The sequence below is a fragment of the Derxia gummosa DSM 723 genome (assembly GCF_000482785.1).
Taxonomy (GTDB): domain Bacteria; phylum Pseudomonadota; class Gammaproteobacteria; order Burkholderiales; family Burkholderiaceae_E; genus Derxia; species Derxia gummosa.
In genome coordinates this window covers 1-15,838 of sequence record NZ_AXWS01000014.1, presented here as the reverse complement: position 1 = coordinate 15,838, position 15,838 = coordinate 1, and the positions used below count along the sequence as shown (strand labels likewise).

Below are 15,838 nucleotides of genomic sequence, written 5' to 3'. Positions count from 1 at the left end.
TGCGCCCCGAACAGCCCGAAAGCCCTTGGTGGATTGGGAGATTGCGGCGCAACAGCGCGGCGTCCGGTCGCGGCGATGGGCGCTCATCCCGGCGCCACGACGCGCTGCCTGCCCGACCCCGGACCTTCCCTGAGCCGAAACCGCCCCTTCTTCGCCGCGCATCCCCGACGTGCCATAAGTCACGCCCGCGTCGCCGCAGCGCAGCACGCCCGCCATGGCCCGCGCCGATGATCGCTGCGCCCGACCGGCGCGACACTCGCGTCGTGCGCGAAGCCGGGCGCCTGCACACACACCCTGTCAGCGGCCCGGAGCGGCCGGAGGAGGCGGTACATGAGCAGCATCAGTCCCAAGGTCGAACAGCTCGCCAGCTACAACGTCGTGGCCGGCGAGAGTTCGGTGTCCGGCCTGTCGTCGGGCGCATTCATGACGGTGCAGCTGCACGTCGCGCTGTCGTCGCGCTTCTGCGGCGCGGGCGTCATCGCGGGCGGGCCGTGGCGCGCGTCGGAGTCCTTCCCGCGCGCGGCCTTCACGCCCGACGACTCGCGCACCCAGAACGCGCTCTACATCTGCATGGCGCCGCTCGTGCCGTCGGTGGGGCCGGACGCCGCCCACTCGCTGCGCCTCGCGCGCAACGTCGCGGCCGAAGGCGGCATCGACCCGATCGCCAACCTCGGCGACGACCGCGTGTACGTCTTCACGGGTAGCAAGGACACCGTCGTCGCCTCGTCGGTCGTGGCGCAGACGAAGCGCTTCTACGAGCTGCTCGGCGTCACCGGCGAGCGTCTGCGCTTCGTGGACCACGTCCCGGCCGGCCATTCGATCATCACGATGAACCCCGAGGACAACGACCTCGGCACCAACTTCCCGCCCTTCATCAACCGTGGCGACTTCGTGCAGTCGCACGAGGTGCTGCACCACATCTACCCCTGGCTCAAGCCCGCGACCGACCGGCCCACCGGCCGCCTCGTGCGCTTCGACCAGACCGAGTTCTTTGGCGAGGCCGCGCCGAGCATGAGCCGCTTCGGCTACGCCTGGGTGCCGCGCGCGGTGGAAGAGGGCGCGCCCGCACGCGTGCACATCGCGCTGCACGGTTGCAAGCAGGGCTACAACTACGTGAACTACGTGAACGGCCGCGCCGACACCGCCAACAACCCGCCCTACGGCAACCGCTACGTCACCACCACCGGCTACATCGAGATCGCCGACGCCAACGACATCGTCGTGCTCTTCCCGCAGGCCGAGGGCATGGACGACTCGACCACGCTCAACCCCGAAGGCTGCTGGGACTGGTGGGGCTACACCGGCGCCGACTACTTCACCCAGGCCGCGCCGCAGATCGCCGCGATCGCGCGCATGCTCGACCGGCTCGGCGCCTGAGCCGGTCGCACCCGAGGAGATGACCATGCAACAAGCCAATCCCGCCCCGTCCTTGCAGGCCGAGGCCGAAGCCGCCGTGCCCGCGCCGCTGCGCCGGCTCGTCAAGTTCGGCCAGATGGTCGGCCAGGTGGGCAACCGCGCCGTCTATGACGGCGCGCTCAGCGCCGCCGTGCTGCCGCTGCGCTTCGACCACAAGACCTGGGCCGACCTCATGCAGATGCAGATGGCCGTGCTCCAGCGCCTCCAGAACCAGCAGCGCGCCTTCGTCGAAGGCGTGACCGCCATCGCCGGCGAGTACGAGCAGCTCCAGCAGGCCAAGACGCTCAGCAAGTTCGTGCTCCAGGAATACAACGTGTTCGCGCAGTTCGGCGCGCTGCTGGCCAACCAGATGGCCGCCTACGCCGAGCTGATGGAGAACGTGCAGGTCAACTATGCGTACTGGGCCGAGCAGCGGCTGTCGGCGGCGGGGCGCGTCGATGGCGTGGAGGACGACGCGGCCGTCGCACCCCAGCCCGCGCCGGGCATCGAGCCCGCGGTGGGCGTGATCGGCAAGTCGGCCGCGCATGTGGAGCCGCTGCCGGCGGTGGGCGCCGCGACGATCGGTGCGCCGTCGGAGGAGGGCGCGGCGTCGGCGCCGGCCGTGGCGGATGCGGGCGCGGTATCGGCGGAGGCCGTTGCCGCCGCGCCGAAGCGGGCGGCACGGGCGCGCAAGCCGCGCTGAACACGGCCGCGCGCCATGACGGCGGCGCGGAACGCGAAAGGCGGTCAGCCGGGGTTGCCCGGGGCCGCCTTTTTTTCATCCCCGGCGGGCGGATGGGCGGCGAGCCAGGATTCGATGCAGTTGCGGCAAAGGCAGGCCTTGCCGCGCAGCTCGGGCGGGAGGGTGGCGAGCAGCGCGGGCGGGACGGGCAGGGCGCGGCACCAGCAGTTGGCGAAGTCGGAAATGCCGCAGCGATTGGGCTGGTGGCAGAGCGGGCAGGTGGTGGGGCTGGCGTCTGACATGAAGCGTGTTCCTCGCGGTGCGTGACCGGCTTGTGCCGTGGCGTGTTGTTGGCGGTCAGGTCGGGGAGTCGTGCTCTCCGTCGACAAGCCGCGCCATCGCCTCGCCCGCCGCGCCGGTCTCGGCGCGCAGGCCGGCCGCCACGCCCGCGCGATCTTCCGCCGGCCGGTTCTGGCTCAGCTTGAACTTGCCCGTCAGCCGCTCGACCGTCAGCTCGATGCCGACGACGGCCGCGAGCATCTTCTCCAGGTAGTCGGCCGGCGCGTCGCCGAGCGCCCACGGACGCGGGCGCGCCGCCTCGTGGTCGGCCGTCAGTCCGGCGAGGAAGTCGCGCAGCCAGCCGGCGTCATCGATAGCGCGCAGCCGCCCGTGCGCATGCGCGACCGCGTAGTTCCACGTCGGCACCGCGCGGTGGTGCGCATGCTTGGACGGATACCAGTCCGGCGACACATAGGCCGACGGCCCGTGGAAGACGGCGAGCGCGCGCGGCGCGTCGGCGAGCCGGCGCCAGAGCGGATTGGCGCGCGCGACATGGCCGCGCAGCAGCGCCGGGCCGTCGGGCGGCAGGTGCAGGTGGAGCGGGATGTGGTCGGCGTCGGGCGCGTCGGCGGCGGCGAGGATGACGGTCGCGAGCGGGTGGGCGCGGATGAGCGCGTGCAGGGCGTCGGGGGAGGGGGCGGCGAAGTGGGCGGGGAGGTACATGGCGGCGGCGGGCGGCGCCGCGCGGGCGGCGCGGCGTGATGCGAGTAGCGCCCGACCATCATCCCCCTGCGCCGGTCGAAAGCCAGTCTTCGACCTTCAGTCCCGGCACCCGTTCGAACTCGCGGGTGTTGTGGGTGACGAGCGTCAGTCCGAGCGCGCGGGCATGCGCGGCGATGAGCAGGTCGTTCAGGCCGATCGGCTGACCGAGCCGTTGCAGCGTCGCGCGGATGTCGCCGTAATGCTCGTCGGCCGGGGCGTCGAATGGCAGCACATCGATGCTCGCCAGCAGACCCTCGACGCGTTCGCGCAGGCGCGCGGACACGCCCTTGCTGAGTCCGTATCGCAGTTCGGCCGCGACGACGATGCTCGTGCAGGCGGTCAGCGGCAGCGCGGCGCAAAGCCGGTCGCGGACCACACCGTGCGGATCGCGGGTGAGAGCCGAGAGGATGTTGGTGTCGAGCAGGAAGGCGTGACCATCGCTCACAGCACGTCCTCGTCGGCGGCGGGCGTGTCCTCGATCTCGGGCAGGGACTCGTCGAGCGGTTCGGCCGCGTCGAGAAAGGCAAGCAGGCGATTGCCGGTTTGCAGCGGCTCGATGATCAGCTTCGAGCCTTCGCGCCGCATGAGCGCCTGAGTGCCCGACAGTTCGAACTCGCGCGGAATGCGAATGGCTTGGTTGCGTCCATTGCGGAAGATGGAAACGGTGCGTTCTTCGAGCGTCATGATGCGACCTGTCGTGGATGTGGCATATGCAGCAGCATATGCCGTGATGAGCGTTGCGGTCTATTCAATCCGGCGAAGAACACCAATCCCTGCCTGAGCGACATGGCCGACGCGGAATGGGCAGCCTTGCAGCCCCTGCTCCCGGCGGTCGGGCGCACGGGCCGCAAGCGCCGGATGGATCTTCGCGAAGTCATCAACGCCTTGCGCTATCTCGTGCGCTCGGGCTGCGGCTGGCGAATGCTGCCGCACGATTTCGGCCCCTGGCAGACGATCTACTGGTGGTTCCGGCAACTACTGCGGCGCTTCCTGTTCGCGACGCTGCACGAAGTTGTCCTCATGATCGACCGACAGGCCAACGGGCGCGACTGGCCCACGGCGGGCGTGCTCGACAGCCAGAGCGTCAAGGCGCCGCACGCAGGCAAACAGGGCTACGACGCCAACAAGAAAATCGTCGGTCGCAAGCGCCATATCGCCGTCGATAGCGACGGACGCCTGCTGATGGTCAATCTCACGCCCGCCGACATTGCCGACAGCACCGGTGCGATTGCCGTGCTCGATGCCCTCAAGAAGCGCTGGCCCGGCATCAAGCATTTCTTCGCCGATGGGGCGTATGACCGCACCGCGCTGATGAACAAGGCGGCAATGCTTGATTTCGTCGTTGAAGTCGTGCGCCGCCGCGAAGGCCAGATCGGCTTCGAAGTGCTGCCGCGCCGCTGGGTGGTCGAGCGCACCTTCGGCTGGATGGCGCATTGGCGCCGCCTCGTGCGCGATTACGAGCGCCGCATCGATACCGCCGAGGCGATGATTCAGATCGCCATAAGCAGCATGCTCATGCGGCGCATTTGCTTTTGAGGGGCATTTTCAAACAGGCTATTAATCTTCTGCAAGCCTGCTACCAATTGATTTAATTGGCTGAAGTACGATGCAAGGGGTGTGAAGATGCTCCTCCAAACGTACATAGAAGTACCTGTGCAACAGTAGGGTCCTGTGAAATGTTGGGAATTTCAAATCGTCTACTAATTGCCTCGGCGTATTTGTGGCCGTCGACGTTTATCACTGTCCTGATGTTGTTAGGGTGTCGTGAAATTTGTTCTTTGCCTTTTCCCAACGCTCGATTAACTGCGGGTGCCGTGTGTCTTGTGGGTATTCAGTGAGTCTGGCATCAATGAGTTTTTCGCAGAGCTTGAACTCCTCTGTATACAGATCAATGCGGTTTTCGCGTTCATTCGTCACCGACGATTTTGCAATCTTGATGAGTGCGTTGACTACTTCAATGCAGCGAGATGCGTTCGTCAAACGCACATCTTGAGTGCGCCAAAATTTCTCGAGCTGCCCTCTCGCTATACGTATTTCATCTAGACGGGTCAATCCATCATCAATAATGACTGACCAAATTTGGTCATGCACATCGAAGCGGACATTTTGATATTTTGTGCTTGTTTCTCCACGGGTTGTCTTAACTGCTTCGTGTATAAGTTCGCTGGCTCGTATGAGTGTCGATAATTTGTCAGCGGGGGAGGTTCCGATGCCACTGTTAGTGGCTTTTGTGAAAAGTGCGGCTGCATTTTTCATGAGCCACTCATGGTTGTGCCCAATTTCTCGGGTCAGTGCCATTTCTGCAGCTTCGATTGCGCCAGGATAATGGCCGCTTTGCATTTCTGCGTCAAACCATGTGTCAAATGTTGTTGGGCGATTGCATCCGATTTGAATTGCATCTCTTGCGAGTCGGCGAGCTTCCTCATGTCTCGGTGGTTGTATTTGCATGAATAATTCTGCCTTTACTCCCTTCAGATCCCCGTTTTTGGGGCGGAGCTTAATTGCATCCGTGAGTGTTGCAATCGCGTCCATGTGCTTGTGTTGGCGCACTTGCGCTTGTGCTTGTGTAATTGCAAGTCGGGATACATCATCTCTTCCTTTGCCATGCTTAAGGGGTTGGCTTAAGTCCTTTATTCTTAACTCTATCTTCTTGTGGTCGGTTGCTAAGAGTTGGGCGCTGTTCTTGACTAAGCGGATGGTGTTTGACGGAACGATAAAGTTTGGTGTGTCGCCGATCGGATCGCCACTAACTAAATGGAGGGTGCTTAACTCCTGAATGGCTTGTTCAACTTTTTCAAGGCTGCATTCGGTTATTTCCGAAAGATTTGGTACGGACGCTCTTCCTACTAAGGCGGCGGCGAGCAATATTCTCTTCGCCTCTGGCGAGAGTTGTTGAATTTCTCGATCTAGTGCGGCTCGGCGTGCACCTTCTCCCCCTTCCTTTTTCCATCGGTTAAGCGCTTCTTCAAATGATGAGAAGCGAAATAGACGGCAGAGTGATTCCGTATATAACGGGCTGCCTTCGGTGGTCGAATGTAATTCTCTCAACTGCTTGCTCGAAAGTTCTTTCCTAAGAATTCCTCGCAAGAAAAGGCTGTCAACGTACTGTGCATATTCATCTCCAGTCGTTGGGCTGGAGAATCCGTGTAGGCGGATAGTGGTATCTGGTGAGTAAGTTTGATCGTGGCGATTTGTGAGTAGTATTTTTGACTGCATCGCTCCAAGCATAAGACCTATTTCGCTGGCTTGCTTTTGTTCTTCTGTTGTCAACGAGTCAATGTCATCGAGAATGAATAGTGATGGGTATTGAGTGAGTCCGCTCTTTATTATTCGCTTCAAATCTCGATCGGAGATTTCTTTGAGCGGAGTGGTAAGTGGCTCTGGTAGGTTTTCTGCAATTGACTCTAGTAGTTCTCTATAGCTCGCGAAGTCTGCGTTTGCTAGATCTGTATAGCTGTCTTTGCTGCCGTCAAATTGTCTCTGCTTTGCGGTTAGCCAAACAATTTGCTCGAATGGCGATTTGATGAGCTTTGATGTTTGAACAGCAAATTCGTACGCAAGGCTGGACTTTCCAAGTCCGCCTTCGCCGGTAAGTAGTTTGATGCTGCTCAAGTCATCTCCTAGCCAGTTCCAAAGTTGATTTAAGGGGTCTGCTCGTCCAATGAAATTTGGGCAGATGATATTCTTGTCTGGGAGTTTTGTTTGAATGCGCCTGGTTGCGAGTATGCCGTATCGAAACGGCGTGCCGTTGATTCTGAAGGGTGAAGGCCGTTCCCCTGCGAGATCGAATATCTCATGACCCTTTGCTTCGATGCACTCGTCGCGACTTCGATGGTAAATCTGCTTCTTTGTAAAAGTGTCCTTGGGGCCATCTTTAATAAAGGCAACTGGTAGTTGGCTTGTTCGTCTTGGAATGTGTAAAACGCTTACTGTTGATTCTTGGTCGCTGGTGTTCTTGCATGTATGTTGAGCCATGGTTACAGCGATGCGCTCATCTAGATATGACTTGCAGAGGGCTTTAACTTTTTCTATGTTTGGTGCGGTGTGCTGTTTTGACGTGACGGCGAATACTGTCTCGCTCTCGACTTCAGTAACGCCGTATATTAGGTAGCCGCCATAGGAATTGTAAAAGCTGGCGATCTTTTTGATAAGCTTTGCGTAGCTTTTATCATCCTCTTCGAAATTTTCTTTGTAGTCCAGTATTTCACATTCGATTGGGGCACAGAATCCTTCCTTGATGAGTAAGAGAGGTATGCGATCGGATATATCACCTGAGTCGAGAAGTTCGTTGAGTTGTGACTTGATGTCAGTTACTTTCCAGTTCATATAGTTTCTCCTTAAATCCTCACCCAAGTCGTCTTAACCTCCATGTACTTCTCGAACGCATGGAGTGACTTGTCCCGTCCATTGCCACTCTGCTTGAAACCGCCGAATGGCACCGTGATGTCATCCTCGTCATAGGAATTGACATGCACCGTCCCGGCCCGCAATGCGCGCGCGACGCGGTGCGCCTTTGAAATATCCCGCGTCCAGATCGCGGCGTGCAATCCGTAGGAGGTGTCATTGGCCTGGGCGACCGCGTCGGCAATGTCGTCGAAGGCGATCACGCTGAGCACCGGGCCGAAGATTTCCTCGCGCGCGATGCGCATGTCGTTGCGCACGCCGGCAAAGATGGTCGGCCGCACGTAATAGCCGCCGGTCTCGATGCGCGCCTGCTCGCCGCCCGCGATCAGCGCCGCGCCTTCGGCCTTGCCGGCCTCGATGTAGCCCATGACCGTGCGCAACTGGCCTTCGTCCACCAGCGCGCCCATCACCGTGCCCATGTCGAGCGGGTCGGCCGGCTCGTAGCGCGGCACGAGGGCGAGCGCCTTCTCGATGAAGGCGTCGCGGATGCTCGCCTCCACCAGCAGCCGGCTCGGCGCGTTGCAGCTCTCGCCCTGGTTGTAGAAGATCGATCCGATCGACGCCTCGACCGCCGCGTCGAGGTCGGCCACGTCGGCGCAGACGATGTTGGGGCTCTTGCCACCCAGCTCGGTCCAGGCGCGCTTGAGGTTGCTGCGGCCCGAGCATTCGACGATGCGCTTGCCCACGCGCGTGCTGCCGGTGAAGCCGATGCAGTCGATGTCCATGTGCAGCGCGAGCGCCTCGCCCGCTTCCTGGCCGTAGCCCGGCAGCACGTTGAACACGCCGGCCGGGATGCCGGCCTCCAGCGCCAGCTCGGCCATGCGCAGCGCGCTGAGCGGGCTCTTCTCGCTCGGCTTGAGGATGACGCTGTTGCCCGCCGCGAGCGCGGGCGCGATCTTCCAGGCCGTCATGAGCATCGGGTAGTTCCAGGGCACGACGGCCGCGACCACGCCGACGGGCTCGCGCGTGACGAGGGCGAGCGCGTCGTCGCCGGTGGGCGCGATCTCGCCGTAGATCTTGTCGATCGCTTCGCCGTACCAGCGGATGCAGTTCTGCGCGCCCATCACGTCGGCGCTGCGGCTGTGCTTGAGCGGCTTGCCCATGTCGAGCGTCTCGGTCAGGGCCAGCGCGTCGCGCTCGCGCACCATGAGGTCGGCAAAGCGGACGAGGGTCTGCTTGCGCTTGGCGGGCGCGAGGCCGGCCCAGCGGCGGTCGTCGAAGGCGCGGCGCGCGGCGGCCACGGCGAGGTCCACGTCCTTCGCGTCGCAGCGCGCGACCGAGGCGATGACGCTGCCGTCCACCGGCGAGATGCAGTCGAAGCGCGCGCCGCTGGCGGCCTCGACGCGCTTGCCGTCGATGAAGGCGCGGCCGTCGAAATCGGGGCGGGTGAGGGTGGCGGTCATGGCGGTTTCCTCGGTGGGCGCGGCGTGGGGCCGGCGGTGGATTCGGGGGCTGGCCTGGCGGTCGGGCGGCGGCGCTCGCGGCGCGCGGCCCGCCAATGCAAAAGGGCAGGACCTTGCGATCCTGCCCTCTGATCAGCCCGCTCGCACGGGCCACTTCGCAAACGCTTGCGGGGGCCGGTGGCAGGCTGGCCTGCGCCGTCAGGTGCCCGGCGCGTTGCCGCGCTGGCCGCCCGGCGACGCGGCCAGTGCTGCCTCACCGCCCGTGCCGCGTCAGAAGCTGATCACGCTCGACGCGCCCAGCAGGTGGTTGTCCTTGCCGTAGCTGCCGTCGCGGCTGTCGATGAAGACGGGCAGGTTGGCGCGGTCGTAGCGGTATTCGAGCTTGAAGCGCACGTTGTCGCTGAACAGGTAGCCCGCGCCGACGCTGAGCGCCCAGCGGTTCGCGCCCTTGTCGGGGTTGGTGGCGGTCCAGCGACCGAAGCTGCTGTCGTAGCCCATGCCGGGGCCGAAGCCATTCAGACCATCGGCGATCGCGGCGGCGCTGCACGAGCCGTCGTCGATGCCGTTCAGTTCGCAATCGTTGCCCGGCGACACCACGCCGATCGTGCCGCCGCCGTTGCGGCGGTTGTTGAGGTAGTCGGCGCGGCCGAGCAGTTCCCACTTGGGTGTCAGCTGGTACGACGCGAACAGCGAGGCGCCCCACCACTGCGCCATGCGACCGTTGAAGGCGTTGTGCTGCCATTCGCCGCCGCCGATCTGGCCCTTGATGTCGAGGTCGCCGCGCGTGAAGAAGCCGTCCACCTCGAACATGTTCAGCCCGTTGCCGAGGTAGCGGCCGTGCTGGCCCGCGAAGCCGAAGCCCGAGAACTCGCTGATCTCGTAGTCGGCGCGGTAGGTCAGCATCGGCGACTTGTTGCCGGTGGCCGAGCGCGCGGTGTTGAGGTTGGCCACCATCGCCTTGCCCGACCACTTGCCCCATGACGTTTCCAGGCCGGCGCCCGTGTAGTAGGTGAACGCCGCGAAGTCGAACAGCAGGTTGTGGGTGATGAACTTGTTCTCGTTGGGCAGGAAGGCTTCGTAGCCGCTCCAGTCGGGCAGGGCACCGGCAATCAGGTTGAGGTTGTTGCCGAGCGGCACGCTGGCCGAGGCCTCGTGGACGATCGAGTTGAGGTTGAAGCCCGAGCCGGTGCTCTTGTGCGGCGCGAGCGTCAGGCGCAGCAGCGTGCCGTCTTCCATTTCCTTCTGGAAGTCGAGCACGGCCATGCCGAAGTAGCTGTTGTCGTAGGTGTAGCCGCTGTTGTCGTCGCGGTAGTCGAAGTTGTTGAGGAAGTTGAAGCCCGACGTGTGCGTGTTGCGGTTGTAGATGTAGGTCGGGTCGATGAAGCCGCTCACCTTCAGGCCCTTGAAGCCCGAATCGGCGTTGGCGTCTTCCATCGCCTCGGTCTTGAGCGCGATGCGGTTGAACTCGACCGGGTCCACCTTGGGCGCGGCCTTGGCGGTCTCGATCTCGGCCTTCTGGTCGGCGACCTGCTTTTCGAGCTGTTCGAGCCGGGCCTTGAGCGCCTGGATTTCCTTGAGCAGGTCGGGGCTGCTCTGCGCATGCACGGGCAGGCTCGCGAGGGCGAGCGGCAGCGCGATCGCGCCGGCGCGCAGCGCGAGGGCGACGGGATTGAGTCGGGACATCGTTTGCACTCCTTGGGTGGGTGTTCTGCTTGTGCTTCGGCGCCGCGCGCGGGTCGGGCGCGCGGCGCGGGCGAGATCAGCGCGGGTGGGCGCGGCGGGTGGTCATGACGGTCAGCGGTTGCGGTAGGCGGCGGCCTGCTCGGCGGCGCGGCGCTTTTCCTGGCGCGCGAGCCACAGGCTGCCGGCGATGACGCCCACGCTCACGACGGCCACCATCAGCGTCGCCACGGCGTTCACGGTCGGGTTCAGGCCGAGGCGGGCGCGCGAGAAGATGACGATGGGCAGCGTGGTGGCGCCGGGCCCGGACAGGAAGGCCGAGATCACCACGTCGTCGAGCGAGATCGTGAACGTCAGCAGCCAGGCCGACAGCAGCGATTGCGCGATGGCCGGCAGCGTGACGAGGCCGAACACCTGGTAGGGCCGGCAGCCGAGGTCCATCGCCGCCTCCTCCAGCCGCTTGTCGAACTCCATGAGCCGCGCCTGGATGACGACGGTGGCATAGGCCATCCCGAGCAGCGTGTGGCCGAACCAGATCGTCATGAGCCCGCGCTCGGGCCAGCCCAGCAGCCGCTGCGCCGACACCAGCATGAGCAGCAGCGACAGGCCGACGATGACCTCGGGCATGACGAGCGGCGCGCTGAGCATGCCGCTGAACACCGTGCGCCCGGTGAAGCGCCGGTACTTCACGAGCGCGAAGGCGGCGAGCGTGCCCAGCACCACCGAGGCGCAGGCCGTCATGAGCGCGATGCGCAGCGACAGCCAGAAGCCGGCGATCAGCTCGCTGTCATCGACCAGCGCCGCGTACCACTGCGTGCTGAAGCCGCCCCACACCGAGGCCATCTTCGACGCGTTGAAGCTGAAGACGACGAGCGTGACGATGGGCAGGTAGAGGAAGGCATAGCCGCCGAACAGCCACAGGTTGGCGAAGCGGCGGGCGCGTTCGGTGGGGCTGCTCATTGCCCTCTCCCTTCGGCCTCGGCCTGGTAGTGGTTGAACAGCGCGAGCGGCACGATGATGAGCAGGATCATCACCACCGCCACGGCCGAGGCCATGGCCCAGTCGTTGTTGCTGAAGAACTCGTCCCACAGCACGCGGCCGATCATGAGCGTCTCGGGGCCGCCGAGCAGTTCGGGAATCACGAACTCGCCGATGCAGGGGATGAACACCAGCATCGAGCCGGCGATGATCCCCGCGCGCGACAGCGGCACGGTGATGAGCCAGAACGCGCGGAAGGGCGTGGTGCCGAGGTCGGCCGCCGCTTCCAGCAGGCGCAGGTCCATCTTCGCGAGGTTGGCGTAGAGCGGCAGGATCATGAACGGCAGGTAGGCGTACACCATGCCGACCACCAGCGAGAACGGCGTGTGCATCATGTGGATCGGGTCGTGCAGCAGGCCGAGTCCGGTCAGGATGTTGTTGAACACGCCGTTGTCGTCGAGCAGGCCCTTCCAGGCGTAGATGCGCAGCAGGAACGAGGTCCAGAACGGCAGCATCACGAGCATGAGCAGCGCCGGCCGGCGCGACGCTGGCGAGCGCGCCATGAAGTAGGCGAACGGGTAGCCGATGGCCAGGCAGATCGCCGTGGTGATACCCGCGTACTTGATGGAACTGAGATAGGCCGCGAAGTACAGCTCGTCGCTGCCGATGAACTCGTAGTTCGACAGCTTGATGCGCAGCTGCGCGATGCCTTCCTCGTAGCTCATCAGCGGCATGAAGTTGATGCCGTCGGAGTCCGACACGCTGATCTTCAGCACGATGAAGAAGGGCACGGCAAAGAACAGCAGCAGCCACGCGAACGGGATGCCGATGACCGTGCGGCTGCCGAGAAAGCTGGCGATGCGGCCGAGCCGGCCCTGGGCCGGCGCGGTGGGGGCGGGGAGCGCGCTCATGCCGGTCAGCTCGTCAGCACCACGAGGGCCTCGGCGGCCCAGCTCGCCCACAGCCGGTCGCCGATGGCGAAGTACTCGCCGTGGCGGTCCGTGTTGGCGACGCTCACCTTCACCTTCATGCCGCCCGGGAAGGCGAGCACGTAGAGCGTGAAGCTGCCGAAGTAGGCGTAGTCGGCCACCGTCACCTCGGCGCAGTTGTGCTCGGTGCTGTCGGGCCGGTCGCGGCCGAGCGCGATCTTCTCGGGCCGCAGCGCGACCGTCACGGGCATGCCGACCGTGCCGGTGATGCCGTGGCTCACGTAGAAGCCGCACTGAGGCGTGTTGATGACCACATGGTCGGGCTCATCGACTACGAGCGTGCCGTCGAACAGGTTCACGTTGCCGATGAAGTCGGCCACGAAGCGGTTGGCCGGCGTCTCGTAGATCTCGTGCGGCTGGCCCACCTGGAGGAAGCTGCCCGCGCTCATGATCGCGATGCGGTCGGCCATGGTCATGGCCTCTTCCTGGTCGTGCGTGACCATCACGCAGGTCACGCCCACCTGCTTGATGATGTTGACCAGCTCCAGCTGGGTCTGCTCGCGCAGCTTCTTGTCGAGCGCGCCGAGCGGCTCGTCGAGCAGCAGCAGGCGCGGCTTCTTGGCGAGGCTGCGCGCGAGCGCCACGCGCTGCTGCTGGCCGCCCGAAAGCTGATGCGGCTTGCGCTTCGCGAACTTGTTGAGCTGCACCAGCGACAGCATCGCCTCGACGCGCTCGGCGATCTCGGTCTTGGGCAGGCCGTCGCGCTTGAGGCCGAAGGCGATGTTTTCCCACACCGTCAGATGCGGGAAGAGCGCATAGCTCTGGAACATCATGTTGATCGGCCGCTCGTAGGGCGGCAGCGCCGAGATGTCGCGGTTCTCCAGCAGGATGTGGCCGGCGGTGGGCGCCTCGAAGCCGGCGAGCATGCGCAGCAGCGTGCTCTTGCCGCAGCCCGACGAGCCGAGCAGGGCAAAGATCTCGCCCTTGCGGATCGACAGCGACACGTCGTCCACCGCCGCCACGTCATCGAAGCGCTTGGTCAGGCGCTCGATGCGCAGGAAGTTCTCGTCGCCCGCGGCGGACGAAGGGGAAAGCACGGCGGCCATCGGTCAGCGTCCGGTCTTGAAGCTCGTGTACAGCCGCGTGACGAGACGGCGGATGTCGTTGTTGACGGCGTCGGGCGCGACCATCTTTGCCTTGTCCTCGTCGCTCAGGAACACGGTCTTGTTCTGGGCCACGTTGGCCTGCACGAACTTGAGCGATTCCTTGTTCGGGTTGGCGTAGAACACCTTGTTGGTCAGGCTCGCATCCACCTCGGGGCGGAGGATGTAGTTGATCCACTTGTAGGCGTTGTCGACGTTCTCGGCGTCGGCCGGGATGGCCATGACGTCGAAGAACAGCACCGCGCCGGTCTTGGGCACGAGTGCCTCGATCTTCTGGCCGTTGCTGGCGTCGATCGCGCGCTGGCGGGCGATGTTGATGTCGCCCGAGAAGCCCATCGACACGCACAGCGAGCCGCCCGCGAGGTCGTTGATGTAGCCCGACGACGAGAACAGCGTGACGTAGGGGCGGATGCTCGCGAGCAGCTTGGCGGCTTCCTGGTAGTCGGCGGTGTTCTTGCTGTACGGCGGCTTGCCCAGGTACATGTTGGCGGCGCCGAAGATGTCCTGGCCCGAGTCGAGGAAGCTGATGCCGCAGCTCTTGAGCTTGCTGGCGTACTCGGGCTTGAACACGAGGTCCCAGGCGTTGTCGGGCAGCGGGCCGCCGAGCGCGGCCTTCACCTTCTCGGTGTTGATGCCGACGGTCACGTAGCCCCAGAGCCAGGGCACGACGTACTGGTTGCCCGGATCGAGCTTGGCGAGCTGGGCCATGAGGCCCGGATCGAGGTTCTTGTAGTTGGGGATCTTGCTCTTGTCGAGCTTGAGCAGCAGGCCGCCGTCGCCCTGGATCTTGGCCCAGTTGGACGAGGGCACGACCACGTCGTAGCCCGTCTTGCCGGCCACCAGCTTGGCGTGAAGGATCTCGTTGGTATCGAAGGTGTCGTAGCGCACCTTGACGCCGAACTCCTTCTCGAAGTTGGGGATGGTGTCGGGCGCGACGTAGTCCGACCAGTTGTAGACGTTGAGCACGCCCTCGGCATGCGCGGCCGGGAACAGCGCCGACGCCGCCAGCAGCGCGCCGGCTGCAAGCGCTCGCAGGCCGTTGCGTCGCGGCGTGCCGGCATGCGGGATGCCGCTGCCGAAGGCCGAGGTCGCGGGACGGGTTTGGACGAAATCGACAGCGCCGGGCGTCGGGCTCATGTGGTCGTTCTCCAGGAGGGAATCGGGCGTGAGGTCGGTCACGGTTGACTGCATGCATTGCTCACTTGTGCGAGCGAGCGGATAGCAAGTTTTGCACCGAAGGGTAGCGGCGGGCAGGGCGCGCCGATGCCCGTTGATGCTTGCCGCCGGGCGGCACGGCGCGGTGTGTGGCGCGGGGGTGACGGTTCGGCTGGCTTGCTTCGGGAGCGGCGTGGCGGTCTGTTTCGGGCGCGGCGTCGCGGCTTGCTTCGGCAGCGGCGTGGCGCGGGGATCGGGGCGGACGGGGCGACTGGCGTGGCCGGCCCGTCGGGCCGGCTGCGCTCGCGTGGCGGGCGGTGGGTGGCCGGTCCGCCAACTCGCCTTGCCCCCGTGGGGCAAGGCTCAGACATGCGGACCTGAGCGGCTGCGCCGCTCGCCACCCTCCGCCCGCCACACTCGGCACGCCAGAAGCCCCGCTCGCCCCGATCCCCGCGCCACGCCTTCGTGAATCGTCACGGACGAGGGGGCCGCTGCGCGGCCCTCGGTGCTGCGCCGGCGGCCGGCTGCCTGGAAGCGTCATCGGCGTGCCTCGGTCGTCTGCTTGCGACGAGCCGTCCCAGGCTCGTCGCTGCCTTCGCGCGGGACATGTGAAACGTCATGCACGACTCTCGTGCATGCGCTTGCAAGGCGGGGGAAAGGGAAGCGCATCAGGAGCGTGCCGCGCGGGTGTCAGGCCTCTGGGTTGCAGGAAACTGCTGGCGACTGCGACTGCGACTGCGACTGCGACTGCGACTGCGACTGCGACTGCGACTGCGACTGCGACTGCGACTGCGACCGGCGCGTGCGCGGCCCGGGCCGCATCGGACGCTCGATCCAACCGCGCGCCCATCGAGCCAGCCCAAGGGCCGCGCAGCGGCCCCATCAATCTCCGAGCAGTGACGCAGGCGTGGGGCGGTGGGGGTTGGCTTCGGCGGCGGGCCTCTGGCGTGCCGAGCGAACGAGGTAGACGGCGGTGAACGGCCGCAGGCCGTTCAGGCAATCCTGTCT

14 protein-coding genes are annotated in these 15,838 nt (G+C 64.7%); 3 read left to right on the top strand and 11 right to left on the bottom strand.

Features of this window, described 5'->3' with window-relative positions; genetic code table 11:
• The first annotated feature begins 330 nt into the window (after positions 1 to 330).
• Positions 331 to 1,377, top strand: coding sequence for an extracellular catalytic domain type 2 short-chain-length polyhydroxyalkanoate depolymerase (locus H566_RS0113580; protein WP_034411804.1), 1,047 nt, complete (start codon positions 331 to 333; stop codon positions 1,375 to 1,377).
• 25 nt (positions 1,378 to 1,402) lie between these two features.
• Positions 1,403 to 2,098: a hypothetical protein gene (locus tag H566_RS0113575; protein ID WP_156924435.1), complete on the top strand. Its 696-nt coding sequence runs from the start codon at positions 1,403 to 1,405 to the stop codon at positions 2,096 to 2,098.
• A gap of 44 nt (positions 2,099 to 2,142) precedes the next feature.
• Here the strand turns inward: H566_RS0113575 and H566_RS28385 are convergent, their stop codons facing one another.
• From H566_RS28385 to H566_RS0113555, 4 genes are read right to left on the bottom strand one after another with little or no spacing between them, the layout of a single operon-like run.
• Complete coding sequence (locus tag H566_RS28385; RefSeq protein WP_084545094.1) at positions 2,143 to 2,379, bottom strand: cysteine-rich CWC family protein; 237 nt, start codon at positions 2,377 to 2,379, stop codon at positions 2,143 to 2,145.
• A 55-nt stretch (positions 2,380 to 2,434) separates the two neighbouring features.
• Positions 2,435 to 3,079 (bottom strand): FMN-binding negative transcriptional regulator, encoded by a 645-nt coding sequence (locus H566_RS0113565; protein ID WP_028311867.1) that lies wholly within the window; start codon positions 3,077 to 3,079, stop codon positions 2,435 to 2,437.
• Positions 3,080 to 3,137: 58 nt separating this feature from the next.
• On the bottom strand, positions 3,138 to 3,563 hold the full coding sequence (locus tag H566_RS0113560; protein WP_028311866.1) for a type II toxin-antitoxin system VapC family toxin: 426 nt from the start codon (positions 3,561 to 3,563) through the stop codon (positions 3,138 to 3,140).
• A complete protein-coding gene (locus tag H566_RS0113555; protein ID WP_028312148.1) occupies positions 3,560 to 3,802 on the bottom strand; it encodes an antitoxin in 243 nt (80 codons plus the stop codon). The genes H566_RS0113560 and H566_RS0113555 overlap by 4 nt, the downstream gene beginning before the upstream one ends.
• A gap of 36 nt (positions 3,803 to 3,838) precedes the next feature.
• Here H566_RS0113555 and H566_RS0113550 point away from each other — a divergent pair, with 36 nt between their 5' ends.
• Positions 3,839 to 4,654, top strand: coding sequence for an IS5 family transposase (locus H566_RS0113550; protein WP_084545162.1), 816 nt, complete (start codon positions 3,839 to 3,841; stop codon positions 4,652 to 4,654).
• 201 nt (positions 4,655 to 4,855) lie between these two features.
• Here H566_RS0113550 and H566_RS28380 read toward each other — a convergent pair whose 3' ends face one another.
• The 7 genes from H566_RS28380 to H566_RS0113520 form a co-directional block, all read right to left on the bottom strand.
• Positions 4,856 to 7,444: an RNA-binding domain-containing protein gene (locus tag H566_RS28380; protein WP_139826343.1), complete on the bottom strand. Its 2,589-nt coding sequence runs from the start codon at positions 7,442 to 7,444 to the stop codon at positions 4,856 to 4,858.
• 11 nt (positions 7,445 to 7,455) lie between these two features.
• On the bottom strand, positions 7,456 to 8,925 hold the full coding sequence (locus H566_RS0113545; protein WP_028311864.1) for an aldehyde dehydrogenase: 1,470 nt from the start codon (positions 8,923 to 8,925) through the stop codon (positions 7,456 to 7,458).
• 270 nt (positions 8,926 to 9,195) lie between these two features.
• The gene (locus H566_RS0113540) at positions 9,196 to 10,608 is read right to left on the bottom strand and encodes a DUF3138 family protein (RefSeq protein ID WP_034411802.1); all 1,413 of its coding nucleotides are present in this window, start codon (positions 10,606 to 10,608) and stop codon (positions 9,196 to 9,198) included.
• Between the two features lie 111 nt (positions 10,609 to 10,719).
• A complete protein-coding gene (locus H566_RS0113535) occupies positions 10,720 to 11,565 on the bottom strand; it encodes an ABC transporter permease (RefSeq protein ID WP_028311862.1) in 846 nt (281 codons plus the stop codon).
• The gene (locus H566_RS0113530; RefSeq protein ID WP_028311861.1) at positions 11,562 to 12,494 is read right to left on the bottom strand and encodes an ABC transporter permease subunit; all 933 of its coding nucleotides are present in this window, start codon (positions 12,492 to 12,494) and stop codon (positions 11,562 to 11,564) included. The genes H566_RS0113535 and H566_RS0113530 overlap by 4 nt, the downstream gene beginning before the upstream one ends.
• A gap of 5 nt (positions 12,495 to 12,499) precedes the next feature.
• Positions 12,500 to 13,618: an ABC transporter ATP-binding protein gene (locus H566_RS0113525; protein ID WP_034411801.1), complete on the bottom strand. Its 1,119-nt coding sequence runs from the start codon at positions 13,616 to 13,618 to the stop codon at positions 12,500 to 12,502.
• A gap of 3 nt (positions 13,619 to 13,621) precedes the next feature.
• Complete coding sequence (locus H566_RS0113520) at positions 13,622 to 14,866, bottom strand: polyamine ABC transporter substrate-binding protein (RefSeq protein ID WP_245591358.1); 1,245 nt, start codon at positions 14,864 to 14,866, stop codon at positions 13,622 to 13,624.
• Positions 14,867 to 15,838: the final 972 nt, after the last annotated feature.